This window comes from Geobacter benzoatilyticus (assembly GCF_017338855.1).
GTDB classification, from domain to species: domain Bacteria; phylum Desulfobacterota; class Desulfuromonadia; order Geobacterales; family Geobacteraceae; genus Geobacter; species Geobacter benzoatilyticus.
The window spans coordinates 3068225-3081428 of record NZ_CP071382.1 but is presented as its reverse complement, the minus strand read 5'-3'; the positions used below and the strand labels follow the sequence as shown (position 1 = coordinate 3081428).

The window sequence follows — 13204 nt, the reverse complement described above, 5'->3', positions numbered from 1 at the left end:
CAGGAGTCAGTCCATGAAGAAGCTCTTCGGAACCGACGGCGTTCGCGGCGTGGCGAACGTCTATCCCATGACTACGGAAATGGCCATGCAGATTGGCCGGGCTGCCGCCTATCTGTTCAAAAACGGCAACCGGCGGCATCGTATCGTCATCGGTAAAGATACCCGCCTTTCGGGTTATATGCTCGAAAATGCCCTGGTTGCGGGCATCTGCTCCATGGGGGTCGATGTGCTCGTGGTGGGACCGCTCCCCACTCCAGGCATAGCCAATATAACGTCATCCATGAGGGCTGATGCGGGGGTTGTCATTTCCGCGTCCCACAACGCTTTCCAGGATAACGGCATCAAGTTCTTTTCCAGGGACGGCTTCAAGCTCCCTGACAACATGGAACTTAAGATCGAAGATCTGATTTTCTCCCAAAAGATAGATTCTCTTCGCCCCATAGCCACGGAGGTTGGTAAAGCTTACCGTATAGATGATGCCGTTGGGCGCTATGTAGTTTTCCTCAAGAACACCTTTCCCAAGGAGCTTGATCTTTCGGGGATGAAAATTGTTCTGGACTGTGCAAACGGGGCTGCCTACAAAGTGGCGCCGGCGGTTCTGGAGGAACTGGGGGCAGAGGTTATTCCGTACGGAAACAAGCCCAACGGCACCAATATCAATGCCGGTTGCGGTTCCCTCCATCCCGAGGTGATCAGCGAGGCAGTCAAGGAACATCGGGCAGATCTGGGCATTGCCCTTGACGGGGACGCCGATCGGGTTATCTTTGTGGATGAGTTCGGCAATGAAGTGGACGGCGACCACATTATGGCCATCTGCGCCACCGATATGATCAGGCAGAAGAAGCTCCGTAAGAATACGCTGGTGGCCACCGTCATGAGCAACATGGGGCTCGACATTGCCGTGAAGAAAGCCGGAGGGAAGGTCATCAAGACGGCCGTTGGCGACCGGTATGTTGTCGAGGAGATGATTAAGGGGGGATATAACCTCGGCGGCGAGCAATCCGGCCATATGATTTTCCTGGATCACAACACCACTGGCGATGGAATGCTGTCCGCCCTTCAGGTCCTTGCCATCATGAGGCGCAGCGGCAAGACTCTATCCGAGCTTGCCGAGGTCATGATTCCGCTCCCCCAGGTGCTTGTGAATGTGAGGGTTGCAGAGAAAAAGGACATCATGACGATCCCCGAGGTGGCTGCTCTGATCCATGGAGTCGAGGAAAAGCTGAAGGATGAGGGGCGCATCCTTATCCGTTATTCGGGTACCGAGCCGCTCCTGCGGATAATGCTTGAAGGGCAGGACAAATACCAGATTACCGGATGGGCAAAGGATATTGCCGAACTGGTCGAGAAGAAGATCGGAGGAAAGTAGGTGGCAAAACTTGGCGTAAACATTGATCACGTGGCAACGATCAGGCAGGCGAGGGGAGGATCCGAACCGGATCCCGTGACGGCGGCTGCAATGGCTGAACTGGCCGGGGCCGACGGCATCACTATCCATCTGAGGGAGGATCGCCGTCATATTCAGGATCGAGATCTGAAACTCCTGCGCCAGACGGTGAAGACCAAACTGAACCTTGAGATGGCTGCAACAGCTGAGATGGTTGCCATTGCACTTGCCGTTAAGCCCGACATGTGTACGCTGGTACCCGAAAAGCGTCAGGAGCTCACCACCGAGGGGGGGCTTGACGTTCGCATTGCCATGCAGGGGATTGCCGAGGTGGTGGAGAAACTCCAGGACGGCGGCATTGCCGTGAGTCTCTTCGTTGATCCCGACTCCGATCAGGTGAAGGCTTCCAGCAAAGTCAGGGCTGACTATATCGAGATTCATACGGGAGCTTTTGCCGAGGCCAAGGACTGGAAAACCGAGCAGGCCGAACTGGAGCGGATTGAAAATGCCATTAAGCTTGCCTCCAAACTCGGCCTCGGCATCAATGCCGGTCATGGACTCAATTACAACAACATCAGGAAGGTGGCGTCCCTTGGCGGCATCGAGGAATTCAATATCGGCCATTCGATAATTTCCCGGGCGGTTTTCATGGGTCTCGACCGGGCGGTGCGTGATATGGTCGATCTCATAAAGTACGCGTGAGGCATCAGTGATCTTCGGTACCGGGGTTGACATCGTTGACATCAGCCGTTTCGAGCGCCTTCTTGAGGAGGGCAATGTCCGTCTCTTCGAGCGGCTCTTCACCACCCACGAGATTGAGTATTGTGCCGGCAAGGCCCATAGCGCCCAGCATTATGCCCTGCGCTTCGCCGCCAAGGAGGCCTTTCTCAAGGCATGCGGGCTTGGGCTTCGTGAAGGGTTGACCTGGCATGACGTGGAGGTGGTCAACGACACCCTGGGCAAACCGGAACTGCGGCTCCATGGCAAGGCCCGGCAGATCTTCACCGATATGGATCTTTCCAAGACGTTCGTATCCCTTTCCCATGACGGGAACTTCGCTGTTGCAATGGTGGTTCTGGAGCGTCTATGAAGGTTGTCACCGGCGAAACCATGCAGCGGATGGACCGCCGCGCCATCGAAGAGTTCGGCATTCCGGGCATAAGCCTAATGGAGAATGCGGGCAAGTGGTGCGCGACGGCCATTGCCGAGAGGTTCGGACCGGCCGCGGGGCGGATGGCGCTCGTTGTTGCCGGCAAGGGAAACAATGGCGGCGACGGTTATGTGATCGCCCGGCTTTTGCGGCAGGAGGGATGGGAAGTGAGGACCATCGTCCTTGCCCGGCGTCAAGAGATTGTCGGCGACGCACTCGTCAACCTGGAGCGCCTGGATTCTGAAACCGTAACGTTTTCGCCGCAGGAGGGGCTAGCCCCGTTTGCCCCGCTTTTTGAGCGCGCATCGGTTATTGTGGATGGCCTGTTCGGGACCGGACTAAAGAGCGATGTGCGCGGCGGTCTCGCCGAAGCTATCAATCTTGTCAACGCCTCGGGCAAACCGGTAGTGGCTGTCGATATCCCCTCGGGGATTGATGCGGGGAGCGGCCGGGTTCTCGGCACTGCTATCAAAGCCGATCTTACGGTTACATTTGCCCTGGCCAAGCTGGGCCACGTCCTGTATCCCGGCGCCGGACACTGTGGCGTGCTCAGGGTGGTGGATATAGGTATTCCCCCTCAGGTCTCCGAGGCCGTTGAAGGGATTGAATTCGTTGATTACGATGCCGCCCGAATTCTGGTACGGCCCAGGGACAGGCAGGCCCATAAGGGGACTTTTGGTCACTGTCTGGTTATCGCCGGTTCCACCGGCAAGACCGGCGCCGCGGCCATGGCTGCCAACAGTGCGGTCCGTTCCGGTGCTGGACTTGTGACCCTTGCGGTTCCGGCAAGCCTCAACGCCATCCTTGAGGTCAAGACGACGGAGGCGATGACTCTGCCTCTGCCCGACGACGGTAGTGGCCGCCTTTCGGAGGCTGCTGCTCCTGTGGCACTGGAGGCAATTCCCGGCAAATCATCTGTCGCCCTGGGGCCGGGCGTGTCGTGGCATCCTGATGCGGCAAGCCTGATCCGCCGGCTTGTTGCCGCCATAGAAGCTCCTCTCGTGATCGATGCCGACGGACTAAACGCGCTTTCCGAAGATTTGGACGTGCTGACGCGTAAAAAAAGCCGATGTCTGGTGCTTACTCCCCATCCCGGGGAGATGGCTCGCCTGACCGGTACCGCAACGACTGCGGTGGAGGCGGCCCGGATAGATACGGCGCGGGCCTTTGCGGTCCAATATGGCGTGCATCTCGTTTTGAAGGGGGCGCGTACGGTCATGGCTGCGCCGGACGGCCGCATCGCCGTGAACGGCAGCGGCAATCCCGGAATGGCCTCTGGTGGCATGGGCGATGTGCTCACGGGTGTTCTCGCTTCACTCCTCGGGCAGGGTTATTCTCCCTTTGATGCCTGCAAGCTTGGCGTATTCATCCATGGCCATGCGGCGGATCTGGTGGCTGCCGACAAGGGAGAAACCGGAATGTCGGCGGTTGATGTGCAGGAGCGGCTCCCCTTGGCATTTAAATCAATCAGTTCCTAATACAGGGAAAGGACTTACTATGCTTAAAGTACGGGATATAATGACTGCCGATGTCGTGTCGGTGAAAAAAGAGACCACTATCAGGGATCTGGCGGAGCTGTTCACTACCCGCCGGGTCGGTAGTGTGCCTGTTGTGGATCAAAATGGCGACCTTATCGGGATCGTGACGGAGTCGGACCTCATCGAACAGGACAAAAGCCTCCATATACCCACAGTCATTTCTCTATTTGACTGGGTTCTCTATCTGGAAAGCGACAAGAAATTCGAGAAGGAACTCCAGAAGATGACCGGACAGACCGTTGGCGATATATACGTCGAGACTGTTGAAACGGTGACGCCCGATACGCCGGTCAACGTTGTGGCTGATATCATGAGCAGCCAAAAGCTCCATGCCGTTCCGGTGGTTGACGGGAGGCGGCTTGTGGGGATTGTTTCGCGCATCGACCTTATCAGAACCATGGTCAAGTAAGACGTCGTGATTTCATTTTGTTCTAATTGCGTTGAAGAAACAGTCTCCCTGGGGGAGCAGCTCGGCCGCCTGGTTGAACCGGGAAGCTTCATTGCCCTGACCGGTGATCTCGGTTGCGGGAAGACCCAGTTCGTCCGCGGGGTGGCTGCCGGTTTAGGAATTGATGCTTCAGTTCCCATCACGAGCCCCACATTCACCCTTCTGAATGAATATCAGGGTAAAACAAAGCTTTATCACTTCGATCTCTACCGTCTGCACGGTGGTGATGATGTGGCAGAACTCGGTTTCGACGATTACTTCCATGGAGATGGCGTCTGCCTTGTGGAATGGGCCGAACGTCTGGGCGCCGAACTCCCTTCAGAACGCCTTGACATTCGGTTCGAATATTTGGGGGATACGGAGCGTCGTATCGACTTTATCCCCCACGGTTCAAACCATAAGGCATTATTAAAAAAATGTTTTGACCGTCGTCCTGATTCCTGTTATTAAGGGACGACGCGAAGTGGCGTATTCATTAGGAATTGATACGTAAAGGAGGAACGGTAGATGGCTCTGGTCGTCCAAAAATACGGCGGCACCTCGATGGGATCGATCGAACGGATCCGCAATGTTGCCAAAAGGGTCGCCAAGACCTACGACGCGGGCAACGATATGGTGGTTGTCGTTTCGGCCATGTCTGGTGAAACCAATAAGCTTGTGGCGTTGGCCAACGAGGTTTGCGAGTTTCCGGATAACCGCGAGTACGATGTGCTGGTCGCCTCCGGCGAGCAGGTATCGATAGCGCTTCTGGCCATGTGCCTAAAATCCATGGGTTACAAGGCAAAATCGTATCATGGCTGGCAGGTGCCGATCATTACCGACAGCGTCTTCAGCAAGGCTCGCATAGAAGAGATTCCCGACACTAAAGTGAGGGCGGATCTAAAGGATGGATCCATCGTCATCGTTGCCGGTTTCCAGGGTATAGACAAGGACGGGAACGTCACAACCCTTGGCCGTGGCGGTTCCGATACATCGGCCGTGGCCATGGCTGCCGCCATGAAGGCGGATGTCTGTGAAATTTTCACCGATGTTGACGGCGTATATACCACTGACCCCAACATTTGTGAGGATGCCCGCAAGATCGACAAGGTTTCCTATGACGAGATGCTGGAGCTTGCGAGTCTCGGGGCGAAAGTGCTTCAGATCCGCTCGGTCGAGTTCGCCAAAAAATACAATGTGGACATTCATGTCCGCTCAAGTTTCAATGAAAATCAAGGGACTATGGTCACCAAGGAGGATAAGGACATGGAAGCTGTACTCGTTTCGGGTATTGCCTACGACAAGAATGAAGCCAAGATTGCCGTTTTGGGCGTACCGGACAAGCCGGGGATTGCCGCCAAGATTTTGTCGTCCCTTTCCGATGCCAATATCTCGGTCGATATGATCGTCCAGAACGTCAGTGGTGGCGATCTCACCGATTTTACCTTTACCGTAACCAAGGCTGACTTCAAAAAGGCCCTTGCCATCACCAAGGAAGTGGCTGCGGAGATCAAAGCCACCGGTGTTGAGGCTGACGAGAGCATATCCAAGGTTTCTATTGTCGGCGTCGGGATGCGGAGCCATGCCGGTGTTGCCACCAAAATGTTCCAGACCCTTGCGCAGGAGGGTATCAATATTCAGATGATATCCACTTCCGAAATCAAGGTGTCTGTTGTGATCGACGCCAAGTACACGGAACTTGCCGTGAGGGTTCTCCACGACGCATTCGGGCTTTCCGGCAAATAGTTACCAAGAAATTCCAGCGTATTCGTGTATAGCGTCTAGTGTCCGGCAATGCCGGCATGCTAAACGCTATACGCGTATATAACACTTCATTTCAAAGGTGAATACATGAGCTTAGTTAAACTGTACGATACCACCCTCCGTGACGGTACTCAGGCAGAGGATATTTCGTTCCTCGTTGAAGACAAGATCCGTATTGCCCACAAGCTTGACGAGATTGGAATACACTATATTGAGGGAGGGTGGCCAGGCAGTAATCCCAAGGATGTCGCATTTTTCAAGGACATCAAGAAGGAGAAGCTCAGTCAGGCTAAAATCGCCGCTTTCGGTTCGACCAGGCGCGCCAAGATAACCCCTGACAAGGACCACAACCTCAAGACCCTTGTGCAGGCTGAGCCCGATGTCTGTACGATTTTCGGCAAGACCTGGGACTTTCATGTCCGCGAAGCGCTTCGGATATCCCTCGAAGAGAATCTCGAGCTGGTTTTCGACTCCCTCGAATACCTGAAGGCACGGGTTCCTGAGGTCTTTTACGATGCCGAGCACTTCTTCGACGGCTACAAGGCCAATCCCGACTACGCCATCAAAACCCTCAAGGCTGCCCAAGATGCCAAAGCCGACTGCATTGTGCTCTGTGATACCAACGGCGGCACCATGCCGTTCGAACTCGTGGAGATTATCCGCGAGGTTCGCAAGCATATCTCAGCACCCCTTGGAATACATACCCACAACGATTCCGAGTGTGCCGTTGCCAACTCGATCCACGCGGTCAACGAGGGGATAGTGCAGGTTCAGGGGACGATCAACGGATTCGGCGAGCGCTGCGGCAATGCCAACCTCTGCTCCATCATTCCTGCTCTCAACATCAAAATGAAGAGGGAATGCATAAGCGATGAGCAGTTGAGAAAAATGCGGGATATCTCCCGTCTGGTATATGAGCTGGCAAACATTTCTCCCGACAAGCATCAGCCCTACGTGGGGAATTCGGCCTTCGCTCACAAGGGCGGGGTCCATGTGAGCGCCATTCAGCGCCATCCCGAGACCTACGAGCATATGCGTCCCGAACGGGTCGGCAACATGACCAGGGTACTGATTTCGGATCTTTCGGGCCGCTCAAACATCCTCGCCAAGGCTGAAGAGTTTAAAATCAACATGGACAGCAAGGATCCGGTTACTCTTGAGATCCTTGACAACATTAAGGAAATGGAAAACCGCGGCTACCAGTTCGAAGGGGCAGAGGCATCGTTCGAGCTGTTGATGAAGCGGGCTCTCGGCACCCACCGGAAATTTTTCTCCGTGATAGGATTCCGCGTCATTGACGAGAAGCGGCATGAGGATCAGAAGCCGTTCTCCGAGGCGACCATAATGGTAAAGGTGGGGGGCAAGGTGGAACACACTGCCGCTGAAGGTAACGGCCCAGTTAATGCCCTCGACAATGCCCTCCGGAAAGCACTGGAGAAATTCTATCCGAAACTGAAGGAAGTCAAACTCCTTGACTACAAGGTGCGTGTGCTTCCTGCCGGACAAGGTACCGCTTCGTCCACGCGGGTTCTCATCGAATCCGGCGATAAGGAAGCACGGTGGGGGACGGTTGGTGTTTCTGAAAATATTGTAGATGCTTCTTATCAGGCATTGATCGACAGCATCGAGTACAAACTCCATCGTTCCGACGAAGGCGAGGCTGCTAAAAAGTGAATGTGAGGGCGCGTCTTCTCGCGCTCTGGGGGCTTGCCTTGCTGGCAACTCTCCTTGTGTTTGTTAAAGGCCGTGGTTTGTCTCCCCCTAAGGCGGCAACCATGGCCTTTTCTTATGAAAATCCAGATTCCATTCGGATCAAGGTCGCGGGTGTCCGCGGAAAATCCGGTATCTACAATTTCCCGCGTGGGGTGAAACTGGAAGGCGTCATAAATATGGCGCTCTCTGGAGTTCCTGCAAATAAAATTGTGATGCGTGAACCTGGCCGGTGCATGAGAGACGGCGAAAGGGTTTCTTTCAATTCCGTAGGGGGTAAATATACTGAAATATCAGTAGAAATGATGCCAGTTACCGAAATGATTCTTCTAGGTATTCCCCTTGACCCCAATGTCATGCATGCTCCTGACTGGGAGGTACTTCCTGGAATCGGCCCAAAGCTTGCCCGGAGGATAGTTTTCGACCGTCAACAGAATGGCGCTTTCAGCTCTGTGGAGGACCTTGAGCGCGTTCCCGGGATCGGTCCAAAGACAGTAGACCAAATAAAGAATTTTTTTTAGCAGTCCGTATCTAGTCGAATACGCACTGTTTTTTTTAAGGTTAGTGCGGGCCTCCAGCTTCAATCATTAAAAAATGGGTCGTTTGGCATATATGGTGAAACCTCCTGTGCACTCACAAAAAAATTCACAGTGGGGGGCTGCCAATGAGATGTCCGAAATGTAAGGGAAGAATGTTCACTGAGAAGTTTTACGATTTCGTAAGGTCCTTTGATGCCTGGAAGTGCACCTGCTGTGGTGAGGTTCTGGATCCGACGATATTAGCCAATCGGGCAAGGAATAATAATCTCTTGCTGGGCTAGACGATATATCCCGGCAAGGCACAGGGAGGGGAAAGCAAAGTCTTTCCCCTCTTTTTTTGTTTGAACAGTGCTTTTTGGGGGGGCCTATGGAATTCGGGCTTGATATTAAAGACACAAAGCGTTTTACGGATGAGATGCTTAACTGGGTCCGGGGAAAGGGAAAGATACTTATAGTCGTTCACGATAACCCTGATCCTGACTGTCTTGCTTCTGCCATGGCCCTTCGCCATCTGTTTGTGATGACAGTCAATCGTGAAGCGGTGATTGCTTTTTCGGGAATGATATGCCGGAGCGAAAACCTAGCCATGGCAAAGGCGCTAGAGATGCCTCTCACTCCACTTGGATTGCTTGATCTGCGGCAATTCTCGGTAATCTGTATGCTGGATACCCAGCCGGGAACGGGAAACAATTCTCTGCCTGACGGTGTGAAGGTGGACATACTTGTCGATCATCACCCGATGCGGGAACCGAGCCGGCTTTGCCGATGGGTCGATATCCGGGATGATTACGGTGTTACGGCAACCATTCTGTTCGAGTATCTAGTTGCGCAAGGAGTGTATATCGGCACAAAACTGGCGACGGCCCTCTTTTATGCCATCAAGTCTGAAACGCAGGACCTCGGGCGGGAGGCCAACAAGCCAGACCGGGACGCTTATTTCGGTCTGTTCTCGCTCACCAACAAGAAACTCCTCTACGAAATTACCCATCCTAAACTACCTGTCGAATACTACATGATGGTGAGCAGCGCACTGGAAAATGCAAAGATTTACGGAAAACTCCTGGTGACAAACCTCAGCAAAGTGAGTTTTCCGGAGATTGTTGCGGAGATGGCAGATTTTTTTGTCCGCTTGGAGGGGATTGAAGTTGTCCTCGCCATGGGACATTACGGTGACGGGGTAATTCTGTCTTTGCGCACCATTCGTCATGACATGAATTCCGGCCTGCTTATTCAGCGACTCGTGGAGGGGAGGGGGCGTGCCGGGGGGCATGGGATGATGGCTGGCGGTAAGATTGAAGACGTTTCCGACTCGCCGGCGGCAAACACTGAAATCGAAGCTTTTTTAACTAAAAGGTTACTTGCTGAACTTCAGGTGACAGATTGTAACCCGCTAGCTCTTCGTGAGCTCAGGGGAAAAGATGTTATAAGGGAAGCATCACGGGACGGTCAGACGGACAGGATTGACTTCAGCTAGTCTTTCGTTTACTTTCCATTTAAATATTATTGGAAAAAGGGAGACTTATGCGTTCGGATGGTCGTGGTGCATGCAGCATCAGGGAAGTAAGTATTACCAGAAATTTCACTAAACATGCCGAAGGTTCGGTACTTGTAGCATTTGGCGATACGAAGGTCATTTGCACCGCTTCAGTGGAAGAGAACGTTCCTCCATTTCTCCGGGGGAAAGGTACCGGTTGGGTTACCGCCGAGTACTCGATGCTCCCCCGCGCAACCCATACTCGTTCTGCGCGGGAAGCTGCCAGGGGGAAAATTGGCGGAAGGACCCATGAAATACAGCGACTTATTGGACGCTCTCTGCGGGCCGTCACGGATTTGACGCTTCTCGGCGAGCGCAGCGTCATCATCGACTGTGATGTTATTCAGGCCGATGGCGGTACGAGAACCGCCTCCATAACCGGCGCTTATGTTGCACTTGTTGATGCCATGCGCATGCTTGTGGAGCGCGGTTCACTGCCGGAAATCCCCATAATGGAAGCCGTTGCGGCGCTCAGTGTTGGAATCGTCGAGGGAGAAATTCTTACCGATCTCAATTATGTCGAGGATTCATCGGCTGAAGTGGACATGAACTTTGTCATGACATCCTCTGACCGTTTTGTTGAAGTTCAAGGCACTGCCGAGTCGGTCCCGTTTACCATTGAGCAGATGGATGGCATGCGCGCCGCTGCAAAAGACGGCATACAAAAACTGTTCGCAATCCAGAAAGAGGTGCTTTCACGGTGAACAGTTTGATTGTTGCCACCAGAAACATGGGCAAACTCATGGAGATCAGGAAGATTCTTGAAGGAATACCCTGCCGGATATTATCGCTTGACGACTTTTCTGATCTTCCCGAAATTGAGGAGGACGGAGCGACTTTTGAGCAAAACGCGGTAAAAAAGGCTTCAACTATTGCTGGAATAACCGGGCTTCCGACTCTGGCAGATGATTCCGGTCTGGCCGTTGATGCTCTCGGCGGGAGCCCCGGTGTCTTTTCGGCCCGTTACGCGGGTGATAAAGCCACTGATGAGATGAATAATGCAAAACTTCTTGAAGCGTTGAAAGAAGTACCTCCTGAAAGTCGTGGTGCGGCATTCCATTGTGTGATAGCACTTTGCACGCCCGATGGTTCGTGCGCCACCTTTGCCGGTGAACTGAGGGGAGCCATTCTGGAATCTCCGCAAGGGAGCGATGGGTTTGGGTATGATCCTCTCTTTCTGGTTGAAGGTGAATGCGAATCCCTGGCAGAGATGTCGCTGGAAAGAAAAAACAGCCTTAGCCACCGTGGCAGGGCCTTGGCGTTGCTGAAGGCGCGATTGTCTGATAGCGGTTTTTTATAAAAAAAGCTTGCATGCCTCTGAAGGGTATGTTATCAATTCATTTCTTGCGGGGTGTAGCGCAGCCTGGCTAGCGCACCTGCCTTGGGAGCAGGGGGTCGGAGGTTCGAATCCTCTCACCCCGACCAATCTCTGCGCCTGTAGCTCAGCTGGATAGAGCAACGGACTTCTAATCCGTAGGTCAGAGGTTCGAATCCTCTCAGGCGTGCCAAACCCAAATTATGGTGGCTATGGTGAAGGGGTCCAACACACATGACTGTGACTCATGCATTCGTGGGTTCAAATCCCACTAGCCACCCCAATTACAGCAAAGCCCCGTGAAAACGGGGCTTCTTCGTATGTAAAGTTGTGGTTTTAGATTTTGCGAGAGTGGCGGAATTGGCAGACGCACTGGACTTAGGATCCAGCGGGCAACCGTAGGGGTTCGACTCCCCTCTCTCGCACCATCCCCCAGTTTATGCAGAGGATGCCCCCCCGAAGATGTTCAATCAATCTATTTCCCATTCAGTTAGGTCTCTGGTAATTTATATTCCACTAAAAGACAAGGGGTAAGCGATGACCAGTACTATCGAGTCGATCAGCAGCGTAAAAAAGAAGATTTCATTCGAGATTCCGGCCGAACGAGTAACTTCCGAGATTGACAAGGTTTATGCACAGATTCAAAAACGTGCCGCCGTCAAGGGCTTCAGGAAGGGAAAGGTTCCCCGTTCGCTCGTTGAAAAGAATTATGGTTCCATGATGGAAGGGGATGTCCTTAAGAATCTTTTTGACGAGACTTATTTCAAGGCGCTGGCTGACCATAAGATATTCCCCGTATCTCATCCGCATATTGAAAGTGACGAAGTGAAGCGGGGAGCGCCGCTAAAATATTCGGCCACGGTGGAAGTGCTCCCCGAGATCGATGTGAAGGATTATGCCGGTCTTCAGGTGAAAAAAGAGAAGTTCGTATCCGATGATACACAGGTTGAAGCGCGTCTCAACGAGATGCGTGAGGGGATGGCAGAGCTGAAGCCGCTGGAAGAGGGTAACAGTGCCGCTCTTGGCCACTTTGTGGTTATTGATTTTGTAGGGTCGGTCGATGGTGTTCCCTTTGAGGGGGGAGCCGCGGAAAGTTATCAGCTTGAGCTCGGTTCCGGTCGTTTCATCCCCGGCTTCGAAGATCAGCTTGTTGGTGCAACGGCCGGAGAGCAGAGGACGGTTGTTGTAACATTCCCTGAAGAGTACGGTAATAAGGAGTTGGCCGGGAAAGAAGCCAGCTTCAGTGTTACGGTTAAAGAGATAAAGGTCAAGGAGCTGCCGGTGCTTGATGACGAATTCGCCATGCAGTTTGGTGAGTTTGAAACCTTTGACCAACTTAAAGCCAAGCTGGTTGAGTTGTACGAGAACCAGGAAAACGGGCGAATCAAGTCTGAACTTCAGGATCGCCTTGTGAAGGAACTGATTGATAAGAATGAGATTGAAGTTCCGTCTACTCTGGTTGACCGGCAGCTTGAAATCATGCTGTCGAACATGAAGAACCGTCTTGCCCAGCAACGGCTCTCTCTCGAGATGATGGGGATGGATGACGAGAAGTTCAAACTTCAGTATCGCGATTCTGCTGAAAATCAGGTTAAGGGATCGCTGCTTTTGGACGCGGTGGCAAAGAAGGAAGGGATTACCGTTGAAGAAGCCGATATTGAGGCAAAACTTCGCGCCGTGGCTGAGGAAGCAGGTCAGGATTTTGAGCGTGTTAACAGCTTCTACGAGCAGAACCACAACGCCAAGGAGAACCTCGTTGCACATCTGAACGAGGAGAAGGTTCTTGGTTATTTGCTGGAAAAGGCTGTTGTAACCGAAGTATCCAAAGATGAACTCTAAT

At 53.1% G+C, this 13204-nt stretch carries 13 protein-coding genes and 4 tRNA genes; all 17 read left to right on the top strand.

The window, feature by feature from the left end:
- Window positions 1-13 precede the first annotated feature (13 nt).
- Window positions 14-1369, top strand: coding sequence for a phosphoglucosamine mutase (glmM, locus tag JZM60_RS14295; protein ID WP_207163087.1), 1356 nt, complete (start codon window positions 14-16; stop codon window positions 1367-1369).
- The gene (locus JZM60_RS14290; RefSeq protein ID WP_207163086.1) at window positions 1370-2089 is read left to right on the top strand and encodes a pyridoxine 5'-phosphate synthase; all 720 of its coding nucleotides are present in this window, start codon (window positions 1370-1372) and stop codon (window positions 2087-2089) included.
- Between the two features lie 7 nt (window positions 2090-2096).
- Window positions 2097-2477, top strand: a complete 381-nt coding sequence (locus JZM60_RS14285; protein ID WP_207163085.1) for a holo-[acyl-carrier-protein] synthase — start codon at window positions 2097-2099, stop codon at window positions 2475-2477.
- On the top strand, window positions 2474-4015 hold the full coding sequence (locus JZM60_RS14280; RefSeq protein ID WP_207163084.1) for an NAD(P)H-hydrate dehydratase: 1542 nt from the start codon (window positions 2474-2476) through the stop codon (window positions 4013-4015). The genes JZM60_RS14285 and JZM60_RS14280 overlap by 4 nt, the downstream gene beginning before the upstream one ends.
- Before the next feature lie 19 nt (window positions 4016-4034).
- Window positions 4035-4484: a CBS domain-containing protein gene (locus tag JZM60_RS14275; RefSeq protein WP_207163083.1), complete on the top strand. Its 450-nt coding sequence runs from the start codon at window positions 4035-4037 to the stop codon at window positions 4482-4484.
- Window positions 4485-4490: 6 nt separating this feature from the next.
- Window positions 4491-4973 (top strand): tRNA (adenosine(37)-N6)-threonylcarbamoyltransferase complex ATPase subunit type 1 TsaE, encoded by a 483-nt coding sequence (tsaE, locus tag JZM60_RS14270; RefSeq protein WP_207163082.1) that lies wholly within the window; start codon window positions 4491-4493, stop codon window positions 4971-4973.
- 57 nt (window positions 4974-5030) lie between these two features.
- Window positions 5031-6248 carry an aspartate kinase gene (locus JZM60_RS14265; RefSeq protein ID WP_207163081.1) on the top strand — a complete coding sequence of 406 codons (1218 nt, stop codon included), beginning with the start codon at window positions 5031-5033 and terminating at the stop codon, window positions 6246-6248.
- Between the two features lie 105 nt (window positions 6249-6353).
- The gene (gene cimA / locus JZM60_RS14260) at window positions 6354-7940 is read left to right on the top strand and encodes a citramalate synthase (RefSeq protein WP_207163080.1); all 1587 of its coding nucleotides are present in this window, start codon (window positions 6354-6356) and stop codon (window positions 7938-7940) included.
- Between the two features lie 38 nt (window positions 7941-7978).
- Complete coding sequence (locus tag JZM60_RS14255; RefSeq protein WP_207163079.1) at window positions 7979-8497, top strand: ComEA family DNA-binding protein; 519 nt, start codon at window positions 7979-7981, stop codon at window positions 8495-8497.
- A 385-nt stretch (window positions 8498-8882) separates the two neighbouring features.
- Window positions 8883-9989, top strand: a complete 1107-nt coding sequence (locus JZM60_RS14250) for a DHH family phosphoesterase (protein ID WP_207163078.1) — start codon at window positions 8883-8885, stop codon at window positions 9987-9989.
- A 47-nt stretch (window positions 9990-10036) separates the two neighbouring features.
- Complete coding sequence (gene rph / locus JZM60_RS14245; RefSeq protein ID WP_207163077.1) at window positions 10037-10753, top strand: ribonuclease PH; 717 nt, start codon at window positions 10037-10039, stop codon at window positions 10751-10753.
- Window positions 10750-11349, top strand: a complete 600-nt coding sequence (locus tag JZM60_RS14240) for an XTP/dITP diphosphatase (RefSeq protein WP_207163076.1) — start codon at window positions 10750-10752, stop codon at window positions 11347-11349. Before rph ends, JZM60_RS14240 begins: the two co-directional genes overlap by 4 nt.
- 47 nt (window positions 11350-11396) lie before the next feature.
- Window positions 11397-11474, top strand: a tRNA-Pro gene (locus JZM60_RS14235).
- A gap of 6 nt (window positions 11475-11480) precedes the next feature.
- Window positions 11481-11557, top strand: a tRNA-Arg gene (locus JZM60_RS14230).
- 13 nt (window positions 11558-11570) lie between these two features.
- A tRNA-His gene (locus JZM60_RS14225) sits at window positions 11571-11647 on the top strand.
- A 62-nt stretch (window positions 11648-11709) separates the two neighbouring features.
- Window positions 11710-11792 (top strand) — tRNA-Leu (locus JZM60_RS14220).
- 109 nt (window positions 11793-11901) lie between these two features.
- Complete coding sequence (tig, locus tag JZM60_RS14215; protein WP_207163075.1) at window positions 11902-13203, top strand: trigger factor; 1302 nt, start codon at window positions 11902-11904, stop codon at window positions 13201-13203.
- Window position 13204: the final 1 nt, after the last annotated feature.

What these genes read in the sequence shown, in the direction of transcription:
- glmM (WP_207163087.1), top strand. Translation starts at nt 14, where the DNA reads ATGAAGAAGCTCTTCGGAACCGACGGCGTTCGCGGCGTGGCGAACGTC.
- JZM60_RS14280 (WP_207163084.1), top strand. Translation starts at nt 2,474, where the DNA reads ATGAAGGTTGTCACCGGCGAAACCATGCAGCGGATGGACCGCCGCGCC.
- JZM60_RS14275 (WP_207163083.1), top strand. Translation starts at nt 4,035, where the DNA reads ATGCTTAAAGTACGGGATATAATGACTGCCGATGTCGTGTCGGTGAAA.
- JZM60_RS14265 (WP_207163081.1), top strand. Translation starts at nt 5,031, where the DNA reads ATGGCTCTGGTCGTCCAAAAATACGGCGGCACCTCGATGGGATCGATC.
- cimA (WP_207163080.1), top strand. Translation starts at nt 6,354, where the DNA reads ATGAGCTTAGTTAAACTGTACGATACCACCCTCCGTGACGGTACTCAG.
- JZM60_RS14250 (WP_207163078.1), top strand. Translation starts at nt 8,883, where the DNA reads ATGGAATTCGGGCTTGATATTAAAGACACAAAGCGTTTTACGGATGAG.
- rph (WP_207163077.1), top strand. Translation starts at nt 10,037, where the DNA reads ATGCGTTCGGATGGTCGTGGTGCATGCAGCATCAGGGAAGTAAGTATT.
- tig (WP_207163075.1), top strand. Translation starts at nt 11,902, where the DNA reads ATGACCAGTACTATCGAGTCGATCAGCAGCGTAAAAAAGAAGATTTCA.